General features: G+C 59.1%; 31 protein-coding genes and 1 pseudogene. 21 read left to right on the forward strand and 11 right to left on the reverse strand.

Features of this window, described 5'->3' with window-relative positions; genetic code table 11:
* The first annotated feature begins 99 nt into the window (after window positions 1-99).
* Window positions 100-798, forward strand: a complete 699-nt coding sequence (locus QP891_RS03815) for a hypothetical protein (protein ID WP_284816961.1) — start codon at window positions 100-102, stop codon at window positions 796-798.
* Here the strand turns inward: QP891_RS03815 and amaP are convergent.
* The 6 genes from amaP to QP891_RS03845 are packed head-to-tail and all read right to left on the reverse strand — an operon-like array spanning window position 787 to window position 4,073.
* Window positions 787-1,362 carry an alkaline shock response membrane anchor protein AmaP gene (gene amaP, locus QP891_RS03820; RefSeq protein WP_284770913.1) on the reverse strand — a complete coding sequence of 192 codons (576 nt, stop codon included), beginning with the start codon at window positions 1,360-1,362 and terminating at the stop codon, window positions 787-789. The two genes, QP891_RS03815 and amaP, sit on opposite strands and share 12 nt — an antisense overlap.
* Window positions 1,355-1,921: a DUF6286 domain-containing protein gene (locus QP891_RS03825; RefSeq protein ID WP_284770914.1), complete on the reverse strand. Its 567-nt coding sequence runs from the start codon at window positions 1,919-1,921 to the stop codon at window positions 1,355-1,357. The genes amaP and QP891_RS03825 overlap by 8 nt, the downstream gene beginning before the upstream one ends.
* Complete coding sequence (locus tag QP891_RS03830; protein WP_284770915.1) at window positions 1,914-3,044, reverse strand: Asp23/Gls24 family envelope stress response protein; 1,131 nt, start codon at window positions 3,042-3,044, stop codon at window positions 1,914-1,916. The genes QP891_RS03825 and QP891_RS03830 overlap by 8 nt, the downstream gene beginning before the upstream one ends.
* On the reverse strand, window positions 3,044-3,238 hold the full coding sequence (locus QP891_RS03835; RefSeq protein WP_023025176.1) for a hypothetical protein: 195 nt from the start codon (window positions 3,236-3,238) through the stop codon (window positions 3,044-3,046). The genes QP891_RS03830 and QP891_RS03835 overlap by 1 nt, the downstream gene beginning before the upstream one ends.
* A 2-nt stretch (window positions 3,239-3,240) precedes the next feature.
* Window positions 3,241-3,588, reverse strand: a complete 348-nt coding sequence (locus QP891_RS03840; protein WP_284770916.1) for a hypothetical protein — start codon at window positions 3,586-3,588, stop codon at window positions 3,241-3,243.
* A 5-nt stretch (window positions 3,589-3,593) separates the two neighbouring features.
* Window positions 3,594-4,073: an Asp23/Gls24 family envelope stress response protein gene (locus QP891_RS03845; RefSeq protein ID WP_284816962.1), complete on the reverse strand. Its 480-nt coding sequence runs from the start codon at window positions 4,071-4,073 to the stop codon at window positions 3,594-3,596.
* Window positions 4,074-4,784: 711 nt separating this feature from the next.
* Here QP891_RS03845 and rpsJ point away from each other — a divergent pair.
* The 11 genes from rpsJ to rpsQ are packed head-to-tail and all read left to right on the forward strand — an operon-like array spanning window position 4,785 to window position 9,959.
* Window positions 4,785-5,090, forward strand: coding sequence for a 30S ribosomal protein S10 (rpsJ, locus tag QP891_RS03850; RefSeq protein ID WP_003848085.1), 306 nt, complete (start codon window positions 4,785-4,787; stop codon window positions 5,088-5,090).
* A gap of 23 nt (window positions 5,091-5,113) precedes the next feature.
* On the forward strand, window positions 5,114-5,770 hold the full coding sequence (rplC, locus tag QP891_RS03855) for a 50S ribosomal protein L3 (protein WP_284770917.1): 657 nt from the start codon (window positions 5,114-5,116) through the stop codon (window positions 5,768-5,770).
* Complete coding sequence (gene rplD / locus QP891_RS03860) at window positions 5,767-6,420, forward strand: 50S ribosomal protein L4 (protein WP_239269115.1); 654 nt, start codon at window positions 5,767-5,769, stop codon at window positions 6,418-6,420. The genes rplC and rplD overlap by 4 nt, the downstream gene beginning before the upstream one ends.
* The gene (gene rplW, locus QP891_RS03865) at window positions 6,420-6,722 is read left to right on the forward strand and encodes a 50S ribosomal protein L23 (protein WP_005276934.1); all 303 of its coding nucleotides are present in this window, start codon (window positions 6,420-6,422) and stop codon (window positions 6,720-6,722) included. The genes rplD and rplW overlap by 1 nt, the downstream gene beginning before the upstream one ends.
* 35 nt (window positions 6,723-6,757) lie before the next feature.
* On the forward strand, window positions 6,758-7,594 hold the full coding sequence (rplB, locus tag QP891_RS03870; RefSeq protein WP_005276935.1) for a 50S ribosomal protein L2: 837 nt from the start codon (window positions 6,758-6,760) through the stop codon (window positions 7,592-7,594).
* A gap of 13 nt (window positions 7,595-7,607) precedes the next feature.
* Window positions 7,608-7,886, forward strand: a complete 279-nt coding sequence (rpsS, locus tag QP891_RS03875) for a 30S ribosomal protein S19 (protein ID WP_005276936.1) — start codon at window positions 7,608-7,610, stop codon at window positions 7,884-7,886.
* Window positions 7,887-7,889: 3 nt separating this feature from the next.
* Entirely contained in the window at window positions 7,890-8,252 is a 363-nt protein-coding gene (gene rplV, locus QP891_RS03880; RefSeq protein WP_005276938.1) for a 50S ribosomal protein L22, read from the forward strand.
* Window positions 8,252-8,998, forward strand: coding sequence for a 30S ribosomal protein S3 (rpsC, locus tag QP891_RS03885; protein WP_005276941.1), 747 nt, complete (start codon window positions 8,252-8,254; stop codon window positions 8,996-8,998). Before rplV ends, rpsC begins: the two co-directional genes overlap by 1 nt.
* 3 nt (window positions 8,999-9,001) lie before the next feature.
* Window positions 9,002-9,418: a 50S ribosomal protein L16 gene (gene rplP / locus QP891_RS03890; RefSeq protein WP_005276943.1), complete on the forward strand. Its 417-nt coding sequence runs from the start codon at window positions 9,002-9,004 to the stop codon at window positions 9,416-9,418.
* Window positions 9,418-9,648 carry a 50S ribosomal protein L29 gene (gene rpmC / locus QP891_RS03895; protein ID WP_005276944.1) on the forward strand — a complete coding sequence of 77 codons (231 nt, stop codon included), beginning with the start codon at window positions 9,418-9,420 and terminating at the stop codon, window positions 9,646-9,648. The genes rplP and rpmC overlap by 1 nt, the downstream gene beginning before the upstream one ends.
* Window positions 9,649-9,650: 2 nt before the next feature.
* Window positions 9,651-9,959: a 30S ribosomal protein S17 gene (gene rpsQ / locus QP891_RS03900; protein ID WP_023025182.1), complete on the forward strand. Its 309-nt coding sequence runs from the start codon at window positions 9,651-9,653 to the stop codon at window positions 9,957-9,959.
* A 71-nt stretch (window positions 9,960-10,030) separates the two neighbouring features.
* Here rpsQ and QP891_RS03905 read toward each other — a convergent pair whose 3' ends face one another.
* Window positions 10,031-10,825 (reverse strand): siderophore-interacting protein, encoded by a 795-nt coding sequence (locus QP891_RS03905; protein ID WP_284784390.1) that lies wholly within the window; start codon window positions 10,823-10,825, stop codon window positions 10,031-10,033.
* Between the two features lie 128 nt (window positions 10,826-10,953).
* On the opposite strand from QP891_RS03905, the gene QP891_RS03910 reads away from it, so the two are divergent.
* The 4 genes from QP891_RS03910 (at window position 10,954) to QP891_RS03925 (ending at window position 14,924) form a co-directional block, all read left to right on the forward strand.
* The gene (locus tag QP891_RS03910) at window positions 10,954-11,901 is read left to right on the forward strand and encodes an ABC transporter substrate-binding protein (protein WP_284784392.1); all 948 of its coding nucleotides are present in this window, start codon (window positions 10,954-10,956) and stop codon (window positions 11,899-11,901) included.
* Between the two features lie 75 nt (window positions 11,902-11,976).
* Complete coding sequence (locus QP891_RS03915; protein WP_284781924.1) at window positions 11,977-12,981, forward strand: FecCD family ABC transporter permease; 1,005 nt, start codon at window positions 11,977-11,979, stop codon at window positions 12,979-12,981.
* Window positions 12,978-14,012: a FecCD family ABC transporter permease gene (locus QP891_RS03920; RefSeq protein ID WP_284771287.1), complete on the forward strand. Its 1,035-nt coding sequence runs from the start codon at window positions 12,978-12,980 to the stop codon at window positions 14,010-14,012. The genes QP891_RS03915 and QP891_RS03920 overlap by 4 nt, the downstream gene beginning before the upstream one ends.
* A gap of 84 nt (window positions 14,013-14,096) precedes the next feature.
* On the forward strand, window positions 14,097-14,924 hold the full coding sequence (locus QP891_RS03925) for an ABC transporter ATP-binding protein (protein WP_284771295.1): 828 nt from the start codon (window positions 14,097-14,099) through the stop codon (window positions 14,922-14,924).
* Between the two features lie 43 nt (window positions 14,925-14,967).
* On the opposite strand, the gene QP891_RS03930 is transcribed toward QP891_RS03925, so the two are convergent.
* Window positions 14,968-15,363, reverse strand: a complete 396-nt coding sequence (locus QP891_RS03930) for a multidrug transporter (protein WP_284771288.1) — start codon at window positions 15,361-15,363, stop codon at window positions 14,968-14,970.
* Window positions 15,360-16,244, reverse strand: coding sequence for a carbohydrate kinase family protein (locus QP891_RS03935; RefSeq protein WP_284771289.1), 885 nt, complete (start codon window positions 16,242-16,244; stop codon window positions 15,360-15,362). The genes QP891_RS03930 and QP891_RS03935 overlap by 4 nt, the downstream gene beginning before the upstream one ends.
* Before the next feature lie 20 nt (window positions 16,245-16,264).
* Between QP891_RS03935 and QP891_RS03940 the strand changes: the two genes are divergently transcribed.
* Both QP891_RS03940 and QP891_RS03945 read left to right on the forward strand, forming a co-directional pair.
* Window positions 16,265-17,473 carry a glycoside hydrolase family 32 protein gene (locus QP891_RS03940; RefSeq protein WP_284771290.1) on the forward strand — a complete coding sequence of 403 codons (1,209 nt, stop codon included), beginning with the start codon at window positions 16,265-16,267 and terminating at the stop codon, window positions 17,471-17,473.
* A gap of 123 nt (window positions 17,474-17,596) precedes the next feature.
* On the forward strand, window positions 17,597-19,624 hold the full coding sequence (locus QP891_RS03945; protein ID WP_284771291.1) for a sucrose-specific PTS transporter subunit IIBC: 2,028 nt from the start codon (window positions 17,597-17,599) through the stop codon (window positions 19,622-19,624).
* A 67-nt stretch (window positions 19,625-19,691) separates the two neighbouring features.
* Here the strand turns inward: QP891_RS03945 and QP891_RS11955 are convergent.
* Together QP891_RS11955 and QP891_RS11960 are read right to left on the reverse strand one after the other, a co-directional pair.
* Window positions 19,692-20,054, reverse strand: a pseudogene (locus QP891_RS11955) (ABC transporter permease subunit); the annotation flags it as partial.
* A 4-nt stretch (window positions 20,055-20,058) separates the two neighbouring features.
* Window positions 20,059-20,295, reverse strand: coding sequence for an ABC transporter permease family protein (locus QP891_RS11960; protein ID WP_410755986.1), 237 nt, complete (start codon window positions 20,293-20,295; stop codon window positions 20,059-20,061).
* 403 nt (window positions 20,296-20,698) lie between these two features.
* On the opposite strand from QP891_RS11960, the gene rplN reads away from it, so the two are divergent.
* Genes rplN through rplE form a run of 3 tightly spaced genes read left to right on the forward strand, consistent with a single transcriptional unit; the run spans window position 20,699 to window position 21,940 of the window.
* The gene (gene rplN, locus QP891_RS03955; RefSeq protein ID WP_121910625.1) at window positions 20,699-21,067 is read left to right on the forward strand and encodes a 50S ribosomal protein L14; all 369 of its coding nucleotides are present in this window, start codon (window positions 20,699-20,701) and stop codon (window positions 21,065-21,067) included.
* 4 nt (window positions 21,068-21,071) lie between these two features.
* Complete coding sequence (gene rplX, locus QP891_RS03960) at window positions 21,072-21,386, forward strand: 50S ribosomal protein L24 (protein WP_005276967.1); 315 nt, start codon at window positions 21,072-21,074, stop codon at window positions 21,384-21,386.
* A gap of 2 nt (window positions 21,387-21,388) precedes the next feature.
* On the forward strand, window positions 21,389-21,940 hold the full coding sequence (rplE, locus tag QP891_RS03965; protein ID WP_023025194.1) for a 50S ribosomal protein L5: 552 nt from the start codon (window positions 21,389-21,391) through the stop codon (window positions 21,938-21,940).
* The last annotated feature ends 254 nt before the right edge of the window (window positions 21,941-22,194 follow it).

Genomic DNA, 22,194 nt, shown 5'->3' on the forward strand with positions numbered 1-22,194 from the left:
TAACTGAAAATAAGTGACAACGGGGGTAACCAATCAGCCCGAGTGGGGTGATCCTCCGCGGCTGTATTAGGGCGGAAGGGCTCGGTAGGCTAGTTGCTTATGGAAGATCCCACTCGCATTGACCCGACCTTGGCAGCGCTGCGCAAGGCGTGGGAGGGGCAACCCGATTTGAGCCTGCCTACGCTTTTTGCCTTATTGGCCAACCGGGGCATCGGCTGGGGCGTGAGCGACGCGGAGTTGGTCGCTGAGTTGGAGCGACAGGCCGAAGTTCATCCGCCGTTATTGCCCCTTGAGGATGGTCGCGTGGGCACAGGTGAGTGGCTCGTGCTTAGCGATGCCCCCACCTGCCGCATCACCGCCGATGCCTCCCGCATCATTGTTCGCCGCGCGAATACACAGCCGGTTGTGTGGGCATATAGTGCGATTAGGCCAACAGGGCCTGGCCGGCCCTTCGTGGTTACGGATACTGAGGGCTTTGAACACCGCCTTGGAATCGTCTCCAGTATCATGCGTCTGTCTGAACAGCTACCAGAACTCAGCGGTCTTAAACGCTACGAGTTGGGAGACTTTGTCTATGTTCTTCGATTCGAGGACGAGATTGCAGTTCTAGACCACGGATTGCATCTCTTTCATAAGGGAAATCGGCGGGTGGTGGCCCACGATTATGCGTGGAAAAGGATAGAAAAATGCCGCCCTGGCGAGGAGCTGAAAGTACTCCTCGAGGGCGGCGATTATGCGTGGCTCGGTAAGGTGGTTGAGGTCCTTGCTGCAGAGACCCCAAACCCCTTATTCAGCTAAATCCTTCATCGGCTTAACCTTGGTGAAGTGCAGCTTATAGCTGGTATCCAGGTCAGCATTCGGGAATGCCTCACGGAAGTCGCGTTCATTAGTTTCCACAGCGTTGGTCAAGCGCTCCAGCGGCGTATCTGGGTTAGCAACCACCGTGTACTGCAGCGTTGGGCGGGCGCGGTCGTACGCAACCAAGCGGTCCACGCGTTCCACACCATCTCGCGAGTCCAGATCCTTGGCCACCGCGGTGGCGATGGCGTTCATGGATGCAGAGATTGCGCCTTGTTCATTGGAGGCTGCGGAGTCCACATTATTAAACCGGCGGTGACGCAGGTTCACGACGATGAGCCACAAGCCAATGATGAGCAGCAGGGCAGAGGCACCAGCCAAGACCCAGACCCACCAACTATTTTCGCTTAAAGTGCGCCACGTATCGTGGTCTACCCACTCGGCCAAGTACTCAGCAAATTCCACATTGAAGTTAATGAGGATTGGCCATACGCCTAGCGCGATGAGGATAATTCCGAGCAGGCCGAGGAGGATTCGGTCAAAGGTAGCAAGCTTTTTAGACATGATTATCCATCTCCGGAATCTTCTCTACGGCTACGGTGACCTTTGGTGGGTCTGCAAGGACCTCTAAAGCGCTGTTGACAGCCTTTTCCACGCGCCCAGGCAAATCGGAGTCTTGCTCATCGCCATTGACGGTGACCTTCGCGCTCTTGGTATCAGCCGAAGTCTGCGCGGAAGCGACTCCCGGAACACGGCGTGCTGCAGCAGAGCTCAATCGTGCGACATCAACTGGCCGCATCCACATGGAAGCGGACTCAGAAGTGATCTGAGTGTGGGTATTGCGACGGGTCTTTACCGCAGCGAATACAAAGATGAGACCAACCACGATGGAACCCACGCCCGCCCAGATCATCCACGTCTCTAATTGCTCGGTGGCAATAAGATCGAGGACCGGCTGGACCCACGATTGGGCATTAGCGTCCGCGCCGACAAGCCAGGTTTCGCGTACCCCCACAACGCCAATGACAAGCAGCACAAAACCCAGGATTACGGTCCACGTGCGAACTGCAGGAGACGCCTTGGGCTGCTGCCCGAAATGCTCAGGCAAATTCATTTCAGCCATTATTGCCTCCTTGCTCGTGGTACGGGGTAATGGAAATAGCACGCAGCGGCTCGGGCCGTGGCGCATAGACGTGCAACGGGCGCTGGCTAGCTGGCGATACCTCGATGCGCTTTAGCGATTCCTGGCGCGGGGCCTGAACCTTGCGCAGTGACGCGGGTCTAGCGGTTCGCACGCGCTGCTCGCTACGGGAATTATCGATCTCGATCTTGCGCAGTGGCTGCGGGCGCGGCGGCTGCACTTTACGAAGGGGAGCCGGGCGGGCAACGCGAACGCGCTTTTTCTGTTCAGTATTGTCGATCTCGATTTTGCGCAAAGGCTGCGGACGGGGGACAGAGACCTTTGCCTTTTTGACAAAGGGGCGTACCTGTCCGCTCGGAAGCAACCTGCCAGGGCGCGGAGCGCGAACGCTTCGTACGTGCTCTGGGCGCGGTTCGACGATACGGCGTAGTTCGTGATCTTCTGGAGCGCTAATTTCTAGCAGCTGATGGTCCGGAAGATCAGCGGAAATACTGCGCACCGGTGCCTCCCGCGGCGTATCGACGGAGCGCACTGGCGTGTCACCAGAGGGCACCGATACTCCGCGAACCGCAACTTCCTTTCCAGAAGAAATTTCGCGGATTTCCGCCTCTTGCGGGGTGTCGACATTGCGGACTGCGGCTTCTTCCGGAGTCTCGATGCTTCGCACTTCGACCGAGTCCTGAGTAACAGGCTGGGTCACGGTAGAAGGTGTGACCTCAGGGGTAAAAGCTGAAGCGGCAGGACGCTGCGCAAGCTGTTCTGCGGTAACGCGAGTACCCGGAATCGATTCACCGACGGTGACATTAACGCGGGTGGTGGAATAGCCGGTATGGGCAGCAATAGCCTCTGAAATGGCGGCACGCGTACTTTCCGCGACTGCGGTAACCGGAGATGGCCACACCACAGCGATGGTCGCGCTCACGGCGGCGACCTCACGCTCTGGATCCATCTGTACCGAAACCCGTGGATAACCGCGTCCGCCAATGCCAGCAAGCTTGGCATCTAAATCTTTTGTGCCAGGCACGCTAGCAATTGCGGCGGTCACGATTCGTTCCATGGTCCGCAGCGAGAAACGCGTGTGGCCCTGAGTGGAACCTTCTGACATTAGCCTTGGCCTTTCTCCTTGCCAATGAGGCCATTCCACACGGCGCTGAGGTCGATCCGGCCATCAAAGTGGGAACCCAAGAGGCCACCGACGGCAGCAAGCAGCACGGCGAGCAGCGTCCAACCCCAACCTAAGTACAAAAAGAAGGCAAGTAGCAGGCCGATAACAATGCCCAATGTGGTGTAATTTTTCATATCTAATCCTTCGAGGGAGCAGCGGATAAGCCATCTACGGCGTCAGAAAACTCAACGTCGACGCGTTCTAGCTCCGTACATGCCTTGCGGGCTGCCGAGCGGATTTCTTCCGCTAGGCGGTACAGATCAGGCTGCGCACTGATATCAACACGGACGTTGATTTGCAGGTGGCGATCGTCGCGGGGATCGGGCCGGCGCATGCCGGTAACCCTTTCGCCCGGGAAGAGTAGGCTCACCGAGCCGTAGGATCCGCCGTCAAGGCCCGCGACACCGTTGAGCTTTTGCACCGCTTCCGCAATTGCGTGAGCGTGGCTTACCTCGAGCTCAAATTGTGCTCGGGGTTCAGGCATTGTTCTTATGCCTGGCCCTGGTTCAGTGCAGCCTGCTCCTCAGACTCGGAGTCTTCCTTCGGCAGCTTGACGTTGTGAACAACAACGTCAACGCGCTCTACGGTCAGGCCGGTCATGCGCTCGACAGCGTTCATGATGTTGCGGCGGATTGCCTCAGCCAGCTCGTGGATAGCAACACCGTACTCAGCGGTGATGGCAATCTCGATCTTTGCGGAGCCGTTTTCTACCTCTACGTCAACACCCTGGCGTACGTCCTCGGATGCACCGAAGGACTCGCGGATGGTGCCCATCATGCGAGCGCCGCCGCCACCGAGGGAGTCAACGCCGGAAACCTCGCGGGCTGCAATGCCGGCGATCTTGGAAACAACGACGTCATCAATGGTGGTGGTGCCGTACTGAGTCTCCAGGTTGTTGTTTACCTCGCGCTCTTCAGAAGCGGCAACGTTGTTCTCAGAGCGCTTTGCAGGAGTGTTGTTCTCAGACATGGTCTTTAAGGCCTTTCCCTAAATATTGACTTGCATGGTCGCAATACGAAATTGAAGGACCAAGAACCAACGGTTCAAAATCCTTCCTTGAGCATACCTACCGCCCAAGCTGAAGTGGGGTCTGTGACAACAATATTTACCAAAACGTGATTATTGGCACTATTGCCAGGTTGGTTTGAAAAACACCAGCCCATCGTGCTTAAATACTTAGGTTGCTTTAACAGGGCAGCGCGAACCGATAACGGACCGTCTTAAATACGGTGCGCATCGGGGAGACGCTGAGCTGGTAAAGCGAACATGACACCTTCGTTGTCACCGTGACTCAGGGCTTTCCTGAAACACAGACTGGAAGGTCATCCGATCGGGCTAGGTCCGCGCTAGAGCAGAGGCACCCCGAGACGATGGACCGGAGAAGGGGCATGGCAAATAAACAGCGGCAGTTAGCGAATAGGACACTCTCCACGTGTAATGCGTGAAAACCGTCCTCTTCACAATACTTTGACTACGGGTCTTGTACCCCGTCAGGAGCACTGCAGACTGGCATTTGCCATGTGCTGTATCTCTTGGTTGTCATGACAGTCAGACCACTGGCGTTGTGTCAGGCCCCAGGCCCGGACAACGTTATAGAGAAATCGAGAAGCAATTTCCCACCGCTTCACGCCCCGGAAACGCCGGGAATGTGAAAGTGGGGAAGCGAGGAAGAGGATAAGCGTGGCGGGACAAAAGATCCGCATTCGGCTGAAGGCCTATGACCACGAGGCAATCGACGCTTCTGCAAAGAAGATCGTCGAGACCGTTACCCGTACGGGTGCTCGTGTAGTTGGCCCAGTGCCGCTCCCAACCGAGAAGAACGTGTACGCAGTTATTCGTTCTCCGCACAAGTACAAGGACTCTCGCGAGCACTTCGAAATGCGCACGCACAAGCGCCTGATCGATATTCTCGACCCGACCCCGAAGACCGTTGATGCTTTGATGCGCATCGATCTTCCGGCAAGCGTCGACGTGAACATCCAGTAAGCGACTTTGGTGGAGAACTAATAATGAGTGAAAACGAGATCAAGGGCATTCTGGGCAAGAAGCTCGGCATGACCCAGGTCTTCGACGATGACAACCGCGTTGTTCCGGTTACCGTCGTTGAAGCAGGGCCATGCGTTGTCACCCAGATTCGCATCCCCGAAACCGATGGCTACAGTGCCATCCAAATCGCCTTTGGCGAGATTGACCCACGCAAGGCAAACAAGCCTGAGGGTGGTCACTTCAAGAAGGCTGGCGTAACCCCACGTCGTCACGTTGCGGAAATCCGCATGGATGACACCTCCGCATACGAGGTTGGCCAAGAGGTCAAGGTAGACATCTTCGAAGACATCACCTTCGTTGACGTCACCGGCCAGACCAAGGGCCACGGCTACGCTGGTGCTATGAAGCGCCACGGCTTCCAGGGTCAGGGCGCAGCTCACGGTAACCAGGCCGCTCACCGCCGCGTTGGTGGTATCGGTGGCGCTGCTACCCCGGGCCGCGTCTTCAAGGGCAAGCGCATGGCTGGCCGCATGGGCCACGACCGCGTGACGACCCAAAACCTGAAGATTCAGAAAGTCGATGTCGAGTCCAACCTGCTGCTCATCAAGGGTGCTATCCCTGGTGCGCGCGGTGGCCTCGTCACCGTTAAGACCGCAGTGAAGGGCGGTGCACACGCATGAGCAACCTCAAGCTAGACGTCCACACCTCCGAAGGTAAGACCAATGGCTCCGTGGACCTGCCGGCTGAAATCTTTGACACCGAGGCATCCGTTGCTTTGATGCACCAGGTTGTCAACGCACAGCTTGCTGCTGCTCGTCAGGGCACCCACGCCACCAAGACCCGCGGCGCTGTCCGCGGTGGTGGTCGCAAGCCTTTCCGCCAGAAGGGCACCGGTCGTGCGCGCCAGGGTTCCATCCGTGCGCCGCACTACACCGGCGGTGGCACCGTCCACGGCCCGCAGCCACGTAGCTACGCACAGCGCACCCCTAAGAAGATGATCAAGGCTGCTCTCTTCGGTGCGTTGTCTGACCGTGCTCGCAACGAGCGCATCCATGTCATCGAAGAGTTGGTTCCAGGCCAGAAGCCGTCCACCAAGGCGGCCAAGGCTTTCCTCGAGTCCCTGACCGAGCGCGACAACGTGCTGCTGGTTATCGGCCGCGAGGACATCAACGCCCGTCGTAGCGCTAATAACCTGCCGAACGTTCAGATCTTGGACGCCGGTCAGCTCAACACCTACGACGTTCTCTACTCCGATGACGTTGTGTTCTCCGTTGAGGCGCTACACACCTTCATCACTCGCGCTACCGGCGCGGATAAGGAGGAGAACTAATGGCTAAGATTTCTAACCCGCGCGATGTCATCATCGCCCCGGTTGTATCTGAGAAGTCCTATGGTCTGATGGAGCAGAACGTCTACACGTTCTTCGTCTCCCCAGACTCCAACAAGTCCCAGATTAAAGATGCCGTCGAGCAGATCTTTGACGTGAAGGTCGACTCCGTGAATACCGTAAACCGTGCAGGTAAGCGTAAGCGCACCCGCACCGGTTTCGGTCAGCGTAAGTCCACCAAGCGCGCATACGTGACGCTCCGTGAAGGCAGCGACTCCATCGACGTCTTCGGCGCAGGCGCTTAAGCGCCACCGGAGAGCCGAAAGGAAAAGGAAGAATTATGGCTATTCGTAAGTACAAGCCGACAACTCCGGGTCGCCGCGCATCCTCCGTATCTGAGTTCGACGAGATCACTCGCTCGACTCCGGAGAAGTCCCTGCTGCGCCCGCTGAGCAAAACCGGTGGTCGTAATAACTACGGCCGCATCACCACCCGCCACATTGGCGGTGGCCACAAGCGCCGTTACCGTCTGATCGACTTCCGTCGTAACGACAAGGACGGCATTCCGGCAAAGGTCGCTCACATCGAGTACGACCCGAACCGCACCGCAAACATTGCATTGCTGCACTACGTAGATGGCGAGAAGCGCTACATCATCGCGCCGAAGGGCCTGAAGCAGGGTGCTGTTGTCGAGTCCGGCCCGAACGCAGATATCAAGGTGGGCAACAACCTGCCGCTGCGCAACATCCCGACCGGTTCGACCATCCACGCTGTTGAGCTCAAGCCGGGCGCTGGCGCTAAGCTGGCTCGCTCTGCTGGTGCTTCCATCCAGCTGCTGGGTAAGGAAGGCAAGTACGCCGTTCTGCGTATGCCGTCTTCTGAAATCCGCCGCGTGGACATCCGTTGCCGCGCAACGGTTGGTGAAGTTGGCAACGCCGAGCAGATGAACATCCGCTGGGGCAAGGCCGGTCGCATGCGTTGGAAGGGCGTTCGCCCGACCGTCCGTGGTGTCGTTATGAACCCGGTTGACCACCCACACGGTGGTGGTGAGGGTAAGACCTCCGGTGGTCGCCACCCAGTGTCCCCATGGGGTCACAAGGAGGGTCGCACCCGCAACCCGAACCGTTACTCCAACAACATGATCGTGCGCCGTCGTCGCCCGAACAAGAAACGCTAAGAGGAGGTAAACAATGCCACGCAGCCTTAAGAAAGGCCCGTTCGTCGATGAGCACCTCCTCAACAAGGTGGATGCTCAAAACGATGCAGGCACCAAGCAGGTCATCAAGACCTGGTCTCGCCGCTCGACCATTCTCCCCGATTTCATCGGACACACCTTCGCCGTCCACGACGGCCGCAAGCATGTGCCGGTCTTCATCGAGGACTCCATGGTCGGCCACAAGTTGGGCGAGTTTGCACCAACCAAGACCTTTAAGGGTCACGTCAAGGATGACAAGAAGGGACGTCGATAAGCGATGAGTGAGACCATCACCTCCGCATCCGCCACGGCCCGCTACGTCCGCGTTACCCCGATGAAGGCACGTCGTGTGCTCGATCTGGTCCGCGGCAAGTCCGTAAGCGAAGCTTTGGCAATCCTGAAGTACGCACCGCAGGGTGCTTCCAAGCCAGTTGCAAAGGTCGTTGCTTCCGCAGCCGCTAACGCTGAGAACAACTTCGGCCTCGACCCACGCACCCTGGTCATCTCCGAGGCATACGCCAACGAGGGGCCGACCATGCGTCGTTTCCAGCCGCGTGCACAGGGTCGTGCATTCATGATTCGTAAGCGCACCAGCCACATCACCGTGGTTGTCGAAAGCCAGCAGGAAGGGGCCAAGTAATGGGCCAGAAGATCCATCCTCACGGCCTACGTTTGGGCATCACTTCCGACTGGAAGACCCACTGGTTCGCGGATAAGGACTACGCGAACTACGTAGCCGAAGACATCAAGATTCGTAACTACCTCAACAAGGGCCTCGAGCGCGCCGGCATCGCCGACATCGTTATCGAGCGCACCCGTGACCGCGTCCGCGTGGACATTCACACCGCCCGTCCGGGCATCGTGATTGGCCGCCGCGGTGCTGAGGCTGACCGCATCCGCCGCGAGCTGGAAAAGCTCACCGGCAAGATGGTTGCCCTCAACATCCTCGAGGTCAAGCAGGTAGACGCAAACGCAACCCTGGTTGCTCACTCCATCGCGGAGCAGCTGGTTAACCGCGTCGCATTCCGTCGTGCAATGCGCAAGGCTATCCAGTCCGCTATGCGCCAGCCACAGGTTAAGGGCATCAAGATTCTGCTGTCCGGGCGCCTGGGCGGTGCAGAAATGTCCCGCGTTGAGCGCTACCACGAGGGCCGCGTTCCGCTGCACACTCTTCGCGCCGAGATCGACTACGGCACCGCAGAGGCCCACACCACCTTCGGCCGCATCGGCATCAAGGTGTGGATCTACAAGGGTGACGTCGTCGGTGGCGTACGCGAGTCCGAACTGAACGCTCCGGCACAGGGCCGTGGCCGTGGTGACCGCAATGGTCGCTCCCGTCGCGGTGGCCAGCGCCGCCAGCGTGCACAGCAGAAGCAGGAGGGCTAATCCATGCTGATTCCTAAGCGTGTTAAGTACCGCCGTCAGCACCGCCCGAGCCGTCGTGGCGTGTCCAAGGGCGGAAACCGCATTAACTTCGGCGATTACGCAATCCAGGCACTGGAGCCTGCGTACATCACCAACCGTCAGATTGAGGCCGCACGTATTGCCATCAACCGCCACGTTAAGCGTGGTGGCAAGGTGTGGATCAACATCTTCCCGGACCGTCCGTTGACCCAGAAGCCGCTCGGTGTTCGTATGGGTTCCGGTAAGGGCCCGGTTGAGAAGTGGGTGGCTAACGTGAAGCCTGGCCGCGTACTTTTCGAGATGAGCTACCCAACTGAGGCTGTTGCAATCGAGGCTCTGCGCCGCGCTGGCCAGAAGCTTCCTTGCAAGGTCCGCATCATCAAGAAGGAGGACCAGTTCTAATGGCAACCGGTACCCCCGCCCACGAGTTCCGTGAGCTCGACAACGCAGAGCTGGAAACCCGTCTGAAGGATGCGAAGGAAGAACTGTTCAACCTTCGTTTCCAGAAGGCCACCGGCCAGCTGACCAACAACCGCCGCATCGGCACGGTTAAGCGCGACATTGCCCGCATCTACACCGTTCTGCGCGAGCGCGAGCTGGGCCTGTCTGTCGCTCCGGGAGCTGAGGCTTAATCATGAGTGAGGCTAACGTGACTGAATCCAAGAAGGGACCAACTCCGAAGAAGGAGAAGGTCAAGGGTGCTCCTAAGGTCCGCACCGGCTACGTCGTCTCGGACAAGATGTCCAAGACCATCGTCGTCGAGTTGGAAGACCGCAAGCAGCACGCTCTGTACGGCAAGATTATGCGCTCTAACAAGAAGGTTAAGGCGCACGATGAGGAAGAAACCGCAGGCGTAGGCGATCTCGTACGTATCGCTGAGACCCGCCCGCTGTCCAAGGACAAGCACTTCCGTCTCGTAAAGATCATCGAGAAGGCTAAGTAAACCCTAGCCAGCGCAGCCCCTGTACCGGACCATTTGGTTCGATACAGGGGCTTTTCGCTGTTTCAGAGTTCTTAAGGCCGGGCTCTTCCATAGAACCAGTAGGGCACCCAGGTGACGTCGTCTGAAGAAAGGCCCCAGTCTTTCACCGCGAGGCCCCGAACCTTCTTCGCCAAGTCCCCTTCGCCGGAGACCCACACGTAGCCTGGTGCCGGCGCACCGGCATAATCTGCTTTCAGCGCGGCAACAACAGATTCCGCTTCCTGGTGCGGCTCGGTGCGAAGGACGCTCAGACTGCGCACGCTCGTTTTCCACCTGGCCGCGAGCCCAGGTTCTATCTCGTCATCGCTAGTTACCACGGCCATAACGTCGGTACGGGCGAGCATCGCCGGGTCACGGCCTTCTTGGTAGGCAAGGATATGTCGCAGGGCCGGCAGTGCGGAGGCATCGGCGACCAATAGTTGTGGTGCTTCGGTTGGCTGCCACAGCTCGTTGCAGGTAAAGAACCCCGCTGTATCGCCGGGCTGCGCGTTCCGAATCCATCGCGAGCCGGGCCCGGAATCGCCGTGGGTCACCACGTCGACATCGACTGTGGCGTCCTCAGGGTGGAGCGCGCGAATGGTGTACCAGCGCAGATCGGGCCTAGTTTCTTCGCCTATAGCGGCAACGGCTGCCCGGATATTGACCCCGTCGACGGGGAAGGGTGAGAATTCTTGCCCGGCTTGCGGCATGACGAGGCCAAAGAATTCATCAGGGCCGGCGAGCTGATACGTCCGGAAGGCCTCGGCGTGAAACGTCAAACGGTGCAGGCGCGGGCGGATCTGTTTATTGGCAGTCAGGGTTACGGGAATCAGTTGGTGTTCAGGCATCGGCGACGATTGTAGGGAGGAGTTCATGCACCCAACATACTCCTGCAAAGCTAAGCCTTGCCTATGCACTGGGCCGGCGTCTAAGATGAGCAACGTTATTTTCCTCCTTGATTGAAAGGGCTAGCCTCATGAAGATTTTTGGGCGCCGTACCATGGGTGTTGTGGCACTGCTGTCCGTCGGAGCCGTCGCATTAGCCGGTTGCTCGCGCGGTGAGGGCGATGAGAGCACGCAGTCCACCGATGCAGCCAGCGAGGAGCGGGTGGCTAGCCTGGGCTTGGGTGATGCCGATACGCTGCTCGCCCTGGGTATTACTCCCGTGACGGTGGCGCCGTGGGGCGCTGAGGGCGATGGCGATCCTTCCGGCGTTGGCCCGTGGGCAAAGAAGCTTCTGGGCGATGCAAAGCCGGAGGTCATCTACAACACCGCAACGGGCTTTACCGCGGAGACCTTTGAGCAGATCACCGCTGCAGACCCCACCAAGATCATTGCGGTGAACCAGGCAGTGGATGCGCGCACGAAGGAATCCTTGGAAGAGATCGCGGCAACCACCGTCAAGCCGGATGAGTATGAAGACTGGCAGGTTCCCTGGGAAGACCAGGTAGAGGCCATCGCGGACGCCGTTGACAAGGAAGACGAAGGCGATAAGCTTATCGCTGATACCGAGAAGGCCTTCGAGGAATTCCGCCGCGAGCACACCGAATTGCAGGGCAAGTCCGCGGCCATCGTCATGCCTTATGACGGCAAGATTGGCCTGTACACCGATGAGGACGGGCGCGGACAGTTCATCGAGGATCTAGGCATGGAGATCCCGGATGAGCTGCAGGGCGATGGCAGCAGCTTCTTCGTTGACATTGCCCCGGAAAACTACGCGAAGCTCAACCAGGTTGATCACCTCTTCGTCTTGGACTACAACGGCTCCGCGGATGTCTTGAAGAAGGATAAGACCTTCCAGGGCCTGGATATTGTCAAGGATGGGCGTGTGCGCTACCTGGACACGGATACCGGCAACGCCATGAGCATGCCGAACCCAGTGACCATTCCGTGGGCAATGGATAAGTTTGAAGAGAAGCTGTAATTGTCAGCAACCACGAAGGGCGGACCGATTATCCAGACGGGTTCCACAACGGAAGGTCCCGCAGTCACACCAGTAATGACGCGGGGAAGGGGCGGCACGCCGTTTCTTGTTGCCCTCATCCTCGCCAGCCTCGTGCTGGCGGTGGCGTCCTTGGCGCTAGGTTCGCGTTCGATTCCGCCCGATGAGGTCATCGCCGCGCTGCGCGGAGCGGGGGAGCAGGATATTCGCGATATCGTGTGGAACCTGCGCATGCCGCGCACCTTCTTGGCCTATTTCGCCGGGGCGGCCCTTGCCGTCGCCGGTGTCTTGGCGCAATCGTGGACCAGGAACCCGCTAGCGGACCCCGGATTTATCGGTATTACCGCAGGCGCGTCGTTCTTCGTTGCCCTAGGCACGGCCATTGGCATTGCTACCACCACCGGCATGCGCACCTCCTTCGCGCTTGTCGGCGCGGGCATTACCACGCTGCTGGTCCTGGCCGTCTCCCGGCGGTTTCAGGATCCGCTAACGCTCATTCTGGTCGGCGCTGGCGTCTCCGCCGCTCTGGGATCGGGAGCGGTGATCATCGGCCTGTATTCCACGGACGTCCTCGATAGCATGCGGCGCTGGACCATCGGCTCGACCTTTGGGCGCGGCCCAGAAGACGTCGCCATTGCGGGTATTGGCCTGCTCATCGGCCTGGCGTGCGCGGCAATGGCGGCCAGGCCGCTTGACCTATTGGCCATGGGGGAAGAGTCCTCGCTCGCCTTGGGCGGATCCCCCACTACCGCGCGGGTGGGCGCGGCACTAAGCGTCGTGGTGTTGGCCGGCAGCGCGACGGCGGCAACGGGTCCCATCGCCTTTGTTGGCTTCGCCATTCCCCACATCGTGCGGCGGGTGGTCGGCCCCAGCGTTGCCACGATGATCCTGCCCTCCGCGCTCCTGGGCAGTTGCGCCGTGCTTGCCGCCGACATCATCGGCCGCCTCATTGTGGGTAACTCGGAGCTAGAGATGTCCATCGTTCTTGCCATCGTGGGCGCGCCTTTCCTCATTTGGGGCGCTCACCGCGGCGTGGGCAGAGCGTGGGGCGATAACGCATGACAACAATAAGCAGTACCCTGCAAGCGCAGCAGCGTCGCAGGCACGTCCGCGTGCTCGCATCGACGCTGGTATTCGGCCTTATCGCCTTTGGCGCCTACCTGGTGTTGCTGGGGCAAGGGCCTTTGGAGTTGAGCCCGCGGCAGGTCCTCGATGTGCTCACCGGCGGCGGCAGCGAGAGCCACATCAGGGTGGTGTGGGACTTGCGCTTGCCGGTCGCCATCGCCACCGTCATCGTCGGCGCCGCCCTCGGCGTGGCCGGTTCCTGGACGCAGACCATGGCGCGCAACCCGCTGGCATCGCCGGATATCCTGGGCGTGACCGGCGGCGCATCGGTGCTGGTAGTACTGGGCACCGTGCATTCTCGCCCCGGTTTCGCGGACGGCATCCCGGACTTCTGGTGGCGGGCATGCTTGGCGATGATCGGCGCCCTTCTCGTCGTCATCCTCCTCGCCGTCCTGGGCGGCATCGGCACGAGCAATCGCATCGTCATCGTCGGCATCGCCTTATCGCTGATGTTTCAGGCCGTCGTGGCGTATTTGATGCGCAGCGCGCAGATCCAGCGCGCGGCCGAGGCACAAACGTGGCTTGCGGGCTCGACCGGGTTCGTGCGCATGGAGGTCATCGTGCCCTTACTCGTGGCATTAGCACCGTTTCTCGCCATAGGCATCTGGTGCGCGCGGGAGCTGCCGCTGCTTGCCCATGATGATTCCTCTGCCACCACCCTGGGCGTGAATATCTCCCGCCAGCGCGCTCTGCTGCTCATTGCGGCAACCGGCATCTGCGCCGTGGTGGTCTCGGTGGTTGGGCCCATTGGCTTTATCGCCCTGCTGGCGCCGCACCTGGCGCGGATGGTGGCGCGCACGCCCACGCCATCGCCGGTGGCATCGGCAGCCGCGGGCGCGGCGCTGCTGACCGTGTGCGCGGTTATCGCCGGCGCGATTCCGGTCAACGCGCCGGTGGGCGCGGTCTCCTCGGTCATCGGCGGCTGCGCCCTGGTGGTATTGGTGTGGAATGCGGCCCGGCGCACGTAATCGCTGTGGCGCGCCACAGCGAGGATTGGGCGAGCGAAGCAACCACAAAGTCCTACACACTCGTACGTGGATGAAGGAAAAGATATGACGGATAATCAGCCCACGCGCTCGAAGCGCCGGTGCAGCCTCCAGGCCACCGGCATCCATGCGGGATATAAGGACGGCGAGGATATTCTCGCCGGCGTCGATCTGCATGCACGCGCCGGTGAGGTCACCACGCTCATCGGGCCCAATGGCTGCGGCAAGTCCACGCTGCTCAAGACGCTGTCTAAAATCCTGGCCCCGCGGCAGGGCAGCGTTATGGTCGGGGACGCCGACCTGCATGCGATGAACGCGAAGGAAGCCGCGCAGCAGGTGGCGCTGCTGCCACAGCACCCCGTGGCCCCCGATGGATTGCGGGTGGGCGAGTTGGTCGCGCGCGGGCGCCACCCCTATCAGGGCAGGATGCGCGGCCTTTCTCCTACGGACCGAGAGATCATCGCCCACGCCTGCGAAGCCACGGACATTGTGGACTTCCTCGAGCGCGATATCGCCTCCCTATCGGGTGGGCAGCGCCAACGCGTCTGGCTAGCGCTAGCGTTGGCGCAAGATACGCCGGTGCTGCTTCTCGATGAACCCACGACCTTCCTCGACCCCGCCCACGCCATGAGCATGCTGGAGCTGGCTCGAACACAGGCGCGCGCCGGCAAAACGGTGGTTGTGGTCCTGCACGATCTCATGCTGGCGGGCCACTACTCCGATTCCATGGTGGTAATGAAAGCTGGCGATATCATCGCGCGCGGCGCACCTAAGCAAGCGCTGGCCCCCAAGGTCTTGGCGCAGGCCTATGGCATCGAGGTGGAGGCCTGGGACGATCCGCTTGGTGATGCCCCCATTATCGTCCCTCGCCGCGTCCTCCCCAGCGACAAGTAAGCGCTCCCCCCGCTAAGCGCGGGGAGCGTGTTGCTCAGATCGGCTACTGCCGCGCCAACCGGCGGATATCCAAAACCGAAATCGCGATGATGAAGAGGCTGAGCACGCAGCCGACGCTGAGGAGGAAATTGCCAATGCGGTAGGTGCCCGTGCCTACTTCCGCCATATTGCCGTAGATGTAGATCCAGATTCCCCAGCCCACCAGCAGCACGATGCCGGCGATTCCGGAGAGCAGCTTGAGACTGCGTGGGGAAGCGGGAGCGAAGAACTTAAAGGCGGCATCGATAAGCGCGGCCGCTGCCAGGGCGATGCTTAATCCACCCGAGAGCCACAGTGGGAGCAGGGCTGCGGTGCCGACGACAACGGGGAGGATGAAGGCGAGGAACGCTAAGAGGAATAACCCCAGGTGTATCCACATCGTGCGCTTGGTGTAGCTCATAGGGCAGACTCTACTTCCTTGCGCAGTGGGGGATTGGCGCCGGTGCGGGAGACGGTGATGCCGGCCGCGGTGGCGGCGAAGTGGAGGATATCGCGCCACTGTTCGGCGCTTAGTGCTGCGGCCTTGTCCGCATCGAGGTCGCGTTCATCCAGTTGCGCCAACAGGGCGGCCATGATGGTGTCGCCGGCGCCGATGGTATCGGTGACCTCTACCGCGGCTGCGGGAACGTCGAGGGAAATATCCCCAGCCCTGACGCTAATTCCATCGCCGCCGCGGGTGGTGACCACGATGGGGACCTGGGAGGTGAAGTCCTCGCCTAAAAAGTCCACCTCTTCATCCGATAGCTTCAGCACAGAGACGTGTGGCAGCAAATCCGCCAAGAATTTCTTATGCGCGTCGGTGGCATAAAAGGGTCGGATATTGGGATCAAGGGCGACGAGCGTTCCCTGTGCGGCGAAGTCCCTGAGCAGCTGCGCGTAGCGGGAAGCACCCGGCTCCAAGGCCAGGGAAACGGTGCCGAAGCAGGCAATATCTGCCGGAACTAGTTTGGGTTCAACGAAGCGATCCGCAGTGCCTTCCACATAAAAGTTATAGGAGGCCGTGCCGTTATCCGCGATGGTGGTCACCGCCAGGGTGGTCGGTTCCTCGCCGCGTTGCACGTGGGCGGTTACGACGCCTTCTTCCTCAAGGCGCCGGAATAATTCCTGGCCAAAGCCATCGGTAGAAATCCGCGATTGGAACTCCACGTCCGCGCCCAAGCGTGCCGCGGCGATAGCCACATTGAAGGGCCCGCCGCCCAGCGCCGGGGTGAGGTCATTCAAGCGGCCAGGGGATACCGGAACTAGGTCCACGAGGCCTTCGCCGCACACATGAATAGTCATAGTTCCATAGTATCGGGGACATGAACCACCGACCGAACTTTCACCTCGCCCCGCCACTGGGCCGCCTCAATGACCCCAATGGCCTTTTTGTGGATGGCGATATTCTGCACGCGTATTACCAGCATGACCCTGTCTTTCCGCACGAGCCCAAGCGGACTGGTTGGGGCCACGCCACCACCACGGTGTCCGCGCCTACTCCATGGCGGCATTATCCCGATGCGCTCTATCCTGACCTGCCTTATGACAAGGATGGATGTTACTCCGGAGGGGCTGTGGTTGACGGCACGGACGTGTGGCTTTTTTATACGGGCAACTTGAAAGAAGACGGGCGCCGCATCCCGTCGCAGAACCGCGTGCGGGTTATAGATCCTTCCGGGCCGGAAGGCGGGATCTATGTCCGCGATACCAACAACCCGCTCATTGCTGATTCCCCGGAGGGATATACCGGCCACTTCCGCGATCCCCATATTTCCCGCGCTGGGGAGGGATGGCGCATGGTCATTGGTGCGCAAACGGAAGACGAACGCGGAACCATCGTGCTGTATTACTCGCAGGATTTAAAGCAGTGGGATTTCCAGGGAGAGCTTGTTTTTGATGATCCCGCGCAGCTTCCCGGTGGCTATATGTGGGAGTGTCCCAACCTGCTGACCTTTGGGGATAAGCACGTGCTCATTTTCTGCCCACAGGATGAAACGGACCGTTGCGGCTACGTCGTCGGGACCTCGGATGAGCTTAATTTCCACGTTGAGCGCGGATTTACCCTGCTGGATCACGGCACGCAGTTCTATGCGCCGCAGGCAACCGAGGAAAACATCCTGCTGGGCTGGATGGGCATGCCCGCTCATGACGAAACTCCAACGCAGGGGTGGGTGCATACCCTGACTATTCCGCGGCGGCTGTGGCTGGAGGATAACTACCTGTGCCAAGAACCGCTGTGGTCTGCGCTGCCGGAAACCCGCGGCAGGGAGGGCTTTGGCTCGACCATTGATGTCATAGGGGAGGGGGCTTATGCGCTTGTCGATGCCACTGGCAAGGAAGCATTCCGCGTGGTGCAAGGCGGTGGCACCATCTCTTTCAATGACGGCGAGCCGATCGCCTGCCCCGATGGAGAAATGCGGCTGATCGCTGATGGCTGCGCCGTAGAAGTCTTTGCCGGCGACGGTCGCATCGCCGCGGCATTCGCGGTCTTTGGTGATGCTCCGTGGCAGGCATGGGAGCCGCTGGACTAAGACCTTGCGGAACTAGGGCCGACAGCTTTTGCTTTGTGGACATTTAGGTACAAACAGACTTAAATAGGAAGTAGTCAATCACATTCGGTCATTTAATGTGACCTAAATAACAAAGGTTGGTCCATGGAGCATAAAGAGGTCGCCGCCCGCACCCTCAAGGCATTAGGCGGCGAAGATAATATTATTGCCCTTGCCCACTGCGCCACGCGCTTGCGCATGGTCTTGGATGATTCGGACAGGGTAGATACCGCAGCGCTAGACAACGATCCAGATCTGAAGGGCACCTTCGAAGCCGGTGGCATGTTCCAGGTCATCGTGGGCCCGGGCGATGTCAATATCGTCTTTCAGGAAATGACCAAGTCCATTTCCAAGGACGTCGCCGTGTCCACCGATCGCCTCAAGGATATTGCCGCGGAATCAGGGAACTGGTTCTCCCGTGCGGTCAAGGTCTTGGCCGATATCTTTGTTCCGCTAATCCCAATCCTGCTCGGCGGCGGTCTATTGATGGCATTAAATAATGTGCTGACCGCGCCGGGACTATTTGGGGATCAATCAGTCATCGAAATGTATCCCTCGTGGGAAGGGTTTGCCGGGCTGGTCAACCTCCTGGCATCCGCCCCCTTTGCCTTCCTTCCTATCCTCGTGGGCTTTACTGCTACTAAGCGCTTTGGCGGTAATGAATTCCTCGGTGCGGGCATGGCCATGGCGATGGTCATGCCAGATTTGGTTAGCGGCTATAACGTTGCTGAGGCTATTGAAAATGGCGAGATGCCCTACTGGGATATCTTTGGCTTAGACGTTGCCCAGGCCGGCTACCAGGGGTCCATCTTGCCTATTTTGGTCATCGCCTGGATTTTGGCGACGATTGAAAAGTTCCTACACAAGCACCTCAAGGGCACCGTGGACTTCATGCTCACGCCCCTGCTTACCCTGCTGGTGACCGGCTTTATTACCTTTATGGGACTGGGTCCAATCTTGCGTACCGCCGGTGAATGGTTGGGCATGGGGCTGGCCAACCTGTATGACTTTGCAGGTCCTGTGGCCGGCTTCCTTTTCGGTCTGGTTTATTCACCGATCGTCATTACCGGTCTACACCAATCCTTCCCGCCCATTGAGACGATGCTGTGGAATGAGGGCGGTTCCTTCATCTTCCCCATTGCCTCGATGGCCAATATCGCCCAGGGTGGTGTGGCCTTGGCCGTGTACTTCCTGGCGCGTTCCGAAAAGCTCAAGGGCTTGGCCGGTGCCTCCGGTATCTCGGCGCTGTTTGGTATTACTGAGCCCGCGATCTTCGGTGTTAACCTGCGCCTGCGTTGGCCGTTTTATATCGGTATGGCGGCATCAGCCATCGCCTCTACGTTCATCGCCATTTTTGGCGTGCTTGCGGATGCCCTCGGTGCCGCCGGCTTCATTGGCTTCGTCTCCGTTCCCCGCTTTGTCCCGACCTTCTTGTTGTGTGGTGTCATCGCCTTCGCCGTAGCCTTCATCGGGGCTTACCTGTACGGGCGCGTGCTCATTCATCGCAATGGCACTATTGATCCGGATGAGGTCAATCCTCCCGCCGCGCAGGCTTTGGCCGACGAGGCCGCTGAAGAGTCTGCTGCCAGCGCTGCCGCCGCCGCAGATGCCGCGACGATCTTTTCCCCGCTAGAGGGAAATGCCGTGCCCTTATCCAAAGTTGAGGACCCCATGTTTGCCGGGGGCAAGCTGGGTACAGGCGTTGCTATCGAACCGACCGTCGGCAAGCTCGTTGCGCCTGCCGATGGCACCATCACCGTGACCTTCCCCTCCCACCACGCCTACGCCCTGCGCGTGGAGGACCCAGCGGTGGGGCCGATTGACATCCTTATGCACATTGGCTTCGATACGGTAAACCTCAAGGGCGAACACTTCACCTCGCATGTCAATAAGGGCGATACCGTCAAGCAAGGCGAGGTCTTGGCTGAATTCGATATCGAGGCTATCAAGGAAGCGGGCCTGCCGGTAACGACGCCAGTCGTTGTGTCAAATGCCAAGAAGACTGGCCCCGTTATTCCCACCGCGGCCTTCCGCGAGGGCGAGCTCATCGGTTCTGGGACGGACCTATTTACCGTGGATCCAAAGGCTGGGCAGGAGACTGCGGAGACTACTGCGAAGAAAGCTACGTCTTAAGGGCTGGGCTTTCTGATACAAGAAAGGGCTGGGGATAAACCCCAGCCTTTTTACTTGTTGGTATTCATTAGGCGCCGTTGCGCGCCCGACGGGCGAGCGCATTGCCCAAGCCTTGGATTGCTTGTACCACCACGATGAGGATAATCACGGTGAAGATAATGGCTACGGTGTCGAATTGCTGATAACCATAGGAGACCGCCAAGTCACCGACGCCTCCACCACCGATGGTGCCCGCCATCGCGGCGGCAGAAATCAAGGTGATGGTGGATGTAGTCAGTGCCAAGATTATCGAAGCCCTAGCCTCCGGCAGCAAGAAATAGCGGATGGTTTGCCATAGGGAAGCGCCCATGGATTCCGCTGCTTCTAGGATGCCTTCACCAACTTCCAGCACCGATTGCTCGATGAGGCGAGCCATAAACGGCGCTATGAAGGCGCTATGAAGATGGTAAGCGGCACCAGCGCACCGTATTGACTAGGAAGTCTGTGATCCTGAACAGCACACGGTTGGGGTACATGCCTTGCGGGTGAGCAAGGGCCAGGATGATTCCCAGGGTAACTCCGCCTATTGTCCCCAGGAAGAGGGAAATGCCCACCATATAAAGGGTTTGCCAGCCGGCCTCTAGATACTGATCGATAGAAACCTTGGTATCGAAAATTTCGGTTAAGTCCATTAGTTCACTACTTCTGCATTGAGCTGACCCTGCCGCTGGAAGATGCCGTGGAAGCACGGTCTTTACCAACTGCTGAGTCAGGGGTTGCTGAGGGGCAGAGGAAAGGCTGGATTCAAAGAGTACGAGGTTTACCACGGGCTACAGATGCACCCCGCTAAAGGACGCAACCGCTGTGAAGTGAAAACCCTGCTTTTTGTGTTTTGGAAGTAGCTAGTTCATGTGGTTCAATATGTTAGTTGCGAGAGCTGGTCGGTCCGCAGTGGTGCGTTTCCGAATCGCCGGTCCGAGACCCATCGACGCCGTACGGTGTTCGTTGTAAAAGTTCGCGCACAGCAAGTTTGTAGACCGCGTGTGGCAAGGACGGAAATCTTGTCGCACATCAATCCAGGTCAGGAGACCCATAGTGATTCAGCAGGAATCGCGTCTGCGCGTCGCCGACAACTCTGGTGCACGTGAACTTTTGTGCATCCGCGTTCTCGGTGGCTCAGTCCGACGCTTCGCTGGCATCGGCGACGTAATTGTCGCCACCGTCAAGGACGCTGTTCCAGGCGGCAGCGTAAAAGAAGGCGATGTAGTTAAGGCAGTTATCGTCCGCGCGAAGAAGGAAACCCGTCGTCCGGACGGCTCCTACATCCGCTTTGATGAGAATGCTGCAGTTATTCTGAAGGGCGATAGCGAACCTCGCGGTACCCGTATCTTCGGCCCGGTTGCTCGTGAACTCCGTGATAAGCGTTTCATGAAGATCGTTTCTCTAGCACCGGAGGTGATCTAATCTTATGAAGATCCATAAGGGAGATATGGTGATTGTCATTTCGGGCCCAGATAAGGGTGCGAAGGGCAAAGTCATCGAGGCGTACCCGAAGCGCGAAAAGGTCCTCGTTGAGGGCGTTAACCGCATCAAGAAGCACGTCGCAAACTCCGCTACTGAGCGTGGCGCCGAGTCCGGCGGAATTGTTACCCAAGAAGCCCCGATCCACGTGTCCAACGTAGCGATCGTTGACTCTGAGGGTAACCCGACCCGCGTGGGCTACCGTTTCGACGAGAACGGCAAAAAAGTCCGCATCGCGCGTAGCAACGGGAAGGACATCTAAAAATGAGCGAGAACTACACCCCGCGTCTGAAGACTCGCTACCGCGAGGAAATCCGCAAAAACCTGAATGAAGAGTTCAAGTATGACAACGTCATGCAGATCCCTGGCGTCACCAAGGTCGTAGTCAACATGGGTGTTGGCGAAGCCGCTCGTGACTCCAAGGTTATCAATGGTGCTCTCGAGGACCTGACCGCTATCACCGGTCAGAAGCCACAGCTGCGTCGTGCTAAGAAGTCCATCGCGAACTTCAAGCTGCGCGAAGGCATGCCCATCGGCGCACGCGTTACCCTACGTGGCGACCGTATGTGGGAGTTCCTGGACCGCCTGTTGACCATCGCGCTGCCACGTATTCGTGACTTCCGCGGTCTGTCTGACCAGCAGTTTGACGGCCACGGTAACTACACCTTCGGCCTGTCCGAGCAGTCTATGTTCTACGAAATCGACATTGACAAGATCGATCGTCCCCGTGGTATGGACATCACCGTCGTTACCAGCGCTACCAACGACGAGGAGGGCCGTAAGCTTCTGCGCGAGCTCGGCTTCCCGTTCAAGTAAATAGAGATAGAGCGCTAAAAGGTCCCAACTCCATGGAAGGAGTTGGGACCTTTTAATTTTGTTGTCATCTGTGGATTCTAGGGGTCATTGCAACGATGACGGTTACTTGGGTGTGATACTACCGGTTTGTGTCAGGGCGTTGGTCAGGACTTCGGCTGATGTGCGCCAGTTGAGTGCTTTGCATGGTTTGTGATTGGTGGCGATCATCTCTAGGTTCTCGGCGCTGTAGATGGACAGGTCACTGTTTTGGCAAG

Source organism: Corynebacterium sp. MSK310, from assembly GCF_030227355.1.
Taxonomy (GTDB): domain Bacteria; phylum Actinomycetota; class Actinomycetes; order Mycobacteriales; family Mycobacteriaceae; genus Corynebacterium; species Corynebacterium rhinophilum.

What these genes read in the sequence shown, in the direction of transcription:
- QP891_RS03815 (WP_284816961.1), top strand. Translation starts at nt 100, where the DNA reads ATGGAAGATCCCACTCGCATTGACCCGACCTTGGCAGCGCTGCGCAAG.
- amaP (WP_284770913.1), bottom strand. Translation starts at nt 1,362, where the DNA reads ATGTCTAAAAAGCTTGCTACCTTTGACCGAATCCTCCTCGGCCTGCTC.
- QP891_RS03825 (WP_284770914.1), bottom strand. Translation starts at nt 1,921, where the DNA reads ATGGCTGAAATGAATTTGCCTGAGCATTTCGGGCAGCAGCCCAAGGCG.
- QP891_RS03830 (WP_284770915.1), bottom strand. Translation starts at nt 3,044, where the DNA reads ATGTCAGAAGGTTCCACTCAGGGCCACACGCGTTTCTCGCTGCGGACC.
- QP891_RS03835 (WP_023025176.1), bottom strand. Translation starts at nt 3,238, where the DNA reads ATGAAAAATTACACCACATTGGGCATTGTTATCGGCCTGCTACTTGCC.
- QP891_RS03840 (WP_284770916.1), bottom strand. Translation starts at nt 3,588, where the DNA reads ATGCCTGAACCCCGAGCACAATTTGAGCTCGAGGTAAGCCACGCTCAC.
- QP891_RS03845 (WP_284816962.1), bottom strand. Translation starts at nt 4,073, where the DNA reads ATGTCTGAGAACAACACTCCTGCAAAGCGCTCTGAGAACAACGTTGCC.
- rplC (WP_284770917.1), top strand. Translation starts at nt 5,114, where the DNA reads ATGAGTGAAAACGAGATCAAGGGCATTCTGGGCAAGAAGCTCGGCATG.
- rplD (WP_239269115.1), top strand. Translation starts at nt 5,767, where the DNA reads ATGAGCAACCTCAAGCTAGACGTCCACACCTCCGAAGGTAAGACCAAT.
- rplW (WP_005276934.1), top strand. Translation starts at nt 6,420, where the DNA reads ATGGCTAAGATTTCTAACCCGCGCGATGTCATCATCGCCCCGGTTGTA.
- rplB (WP_005276935.1), top strand. Translation starts at nt 6,758, where the DNA reads ATGGCTATTCGTAAGTACAAGCCGACAACTCCGGGTCGCCGCGCATCC.
- rpsS (WP_005276936.1), top strand. Translation starts at nt 7,608, where the DNA reads ATGCCACGCAGCCTTAAGAAAGGCCCGTTCGTCGATGAGCACCTCCTC.
- rplV (WP_005276938.1), top strand. Translation starts at nt 7,890, where the DNA reads ATGAGTGAGACCATCACCTCCGCATCCGCCACGGCCCGCTACGTCCGC.
- rpsC (WP_005276941.1), top strand. Translation starts at nt 8,252, where the DNA reads ATGGGCCAGAAGATCCATCCTCACGGCCTACGTTTGGGCATCACTTCC.
- rplP (WP_005276943.1), top strand. Translation starts at nt 9,002, where the DNA reads ATGCTGATTCCTAAGCGTGTTAAGTACCGCCGTCAGCACCGCCCGAGC.
- rpmC (WP_005276944.1), top strand. Translation starts at nt 9,418, where the DNA reads ATGGCAACCGGTACCCCCGCCCACGAGTTCCGTGAGCTCGACAACGCA.
- rpsQ (WP_023025182.1), top strand. Translation starts at nt 9,651, where the DNA reads ATGAGTGAGGCTAACGTGACTGAATCCAAGAAGGGACCAACTCCGAAG.
- QP891_RS03905 (WP_284784390.1), bottom strand. Translation starts at nt 10,825, where the DNA reads ATGCCTGAACACCAACTGATTCCCGTAACCCTGACTGCCAATAAACAG.
- QP891_RS03910 (WP_284784392.1), top strand. Translation starts at nt 10,954, where the DNA reads ATGAAGATTTTTGGGCGCCGTACCATGGGTGTTGTGGCACTGCTGTCC.
- QP891_RS03915 (WP_284781924.1), top strand. Translation starts at nt 11,977, where the DNA reads ATGACGCGGGGAAGGGGCGGCACGCCGTTTCTTGTTGCCCTCATCCTC.
- QP891_RS03920 (WP_284771287.1), top strand. Translation starts at nt 12,978, where the DNA reads ATGACAACAATAAGCAGTACCCTGCAAGCGCAGCAGCGTCGCAGGCAC.
- QP891_RS03925 (WP_284771295.1), top strand. Translation starts at nt 14,097, where the DNA reads ATGACGGATAATCAGCCCACGCGCTCGAAGCGCCGGTGCAGCCTCCAG.
- QP891_RS03930 (WP_284771288.1), bottom strand. Translation starts at nt 15,363, where the DNA reads ATGAGCTACACCAAGCGCACGATGTGGATACACCTGGGGTTATTCCTC.
- QP891_RS03935 (WP_284771289.1), bottom strand. Translation starts at nt 16,244, where the DNA reads ATGACTATTCATGTGTGCGGCGAAGGCCTCGTGGACCTAGTTCCGGTA.
- QP891_RS03940 (WP_284771290.1), top strand. Translation starts at nt 16,265, where the DNA reads ATGAACCACCGACCGAACTTTCACCTCGCCCCGCCACTGGGCCGCCTC.
- QP891_RS03945 (WP_284771291.1), top strand. Translation starts at nt 17,597, where the DNA reads ATGGAGCATAAAGAGGTCGCCGCCCGCACCCTCAAGGCATTAGGCGGC.
- QP891_RS11960 (WP_410755986.1), bottom strand. Translation starts at nt 20,295, where the DNA reads ATGGACTTAACCGAAATTTTCGATACCAAGGTTTCTATCGATCAGTAT.
- rplX (WP_005276967.1), top strand. Translation starts at nt 21,072, where the DNA reads ATGAAGATCCATAAGGGAGATATGGTGATTGTCATTTCGGGCCCAGAT.
- rplE (WP_023025194.1), top strand. Translation starts at nt 21,389, where the DNA reads ATGAGCGAGAACTACACCCCGCGTCTGAAGACTCGCTACCGCGAGGAA.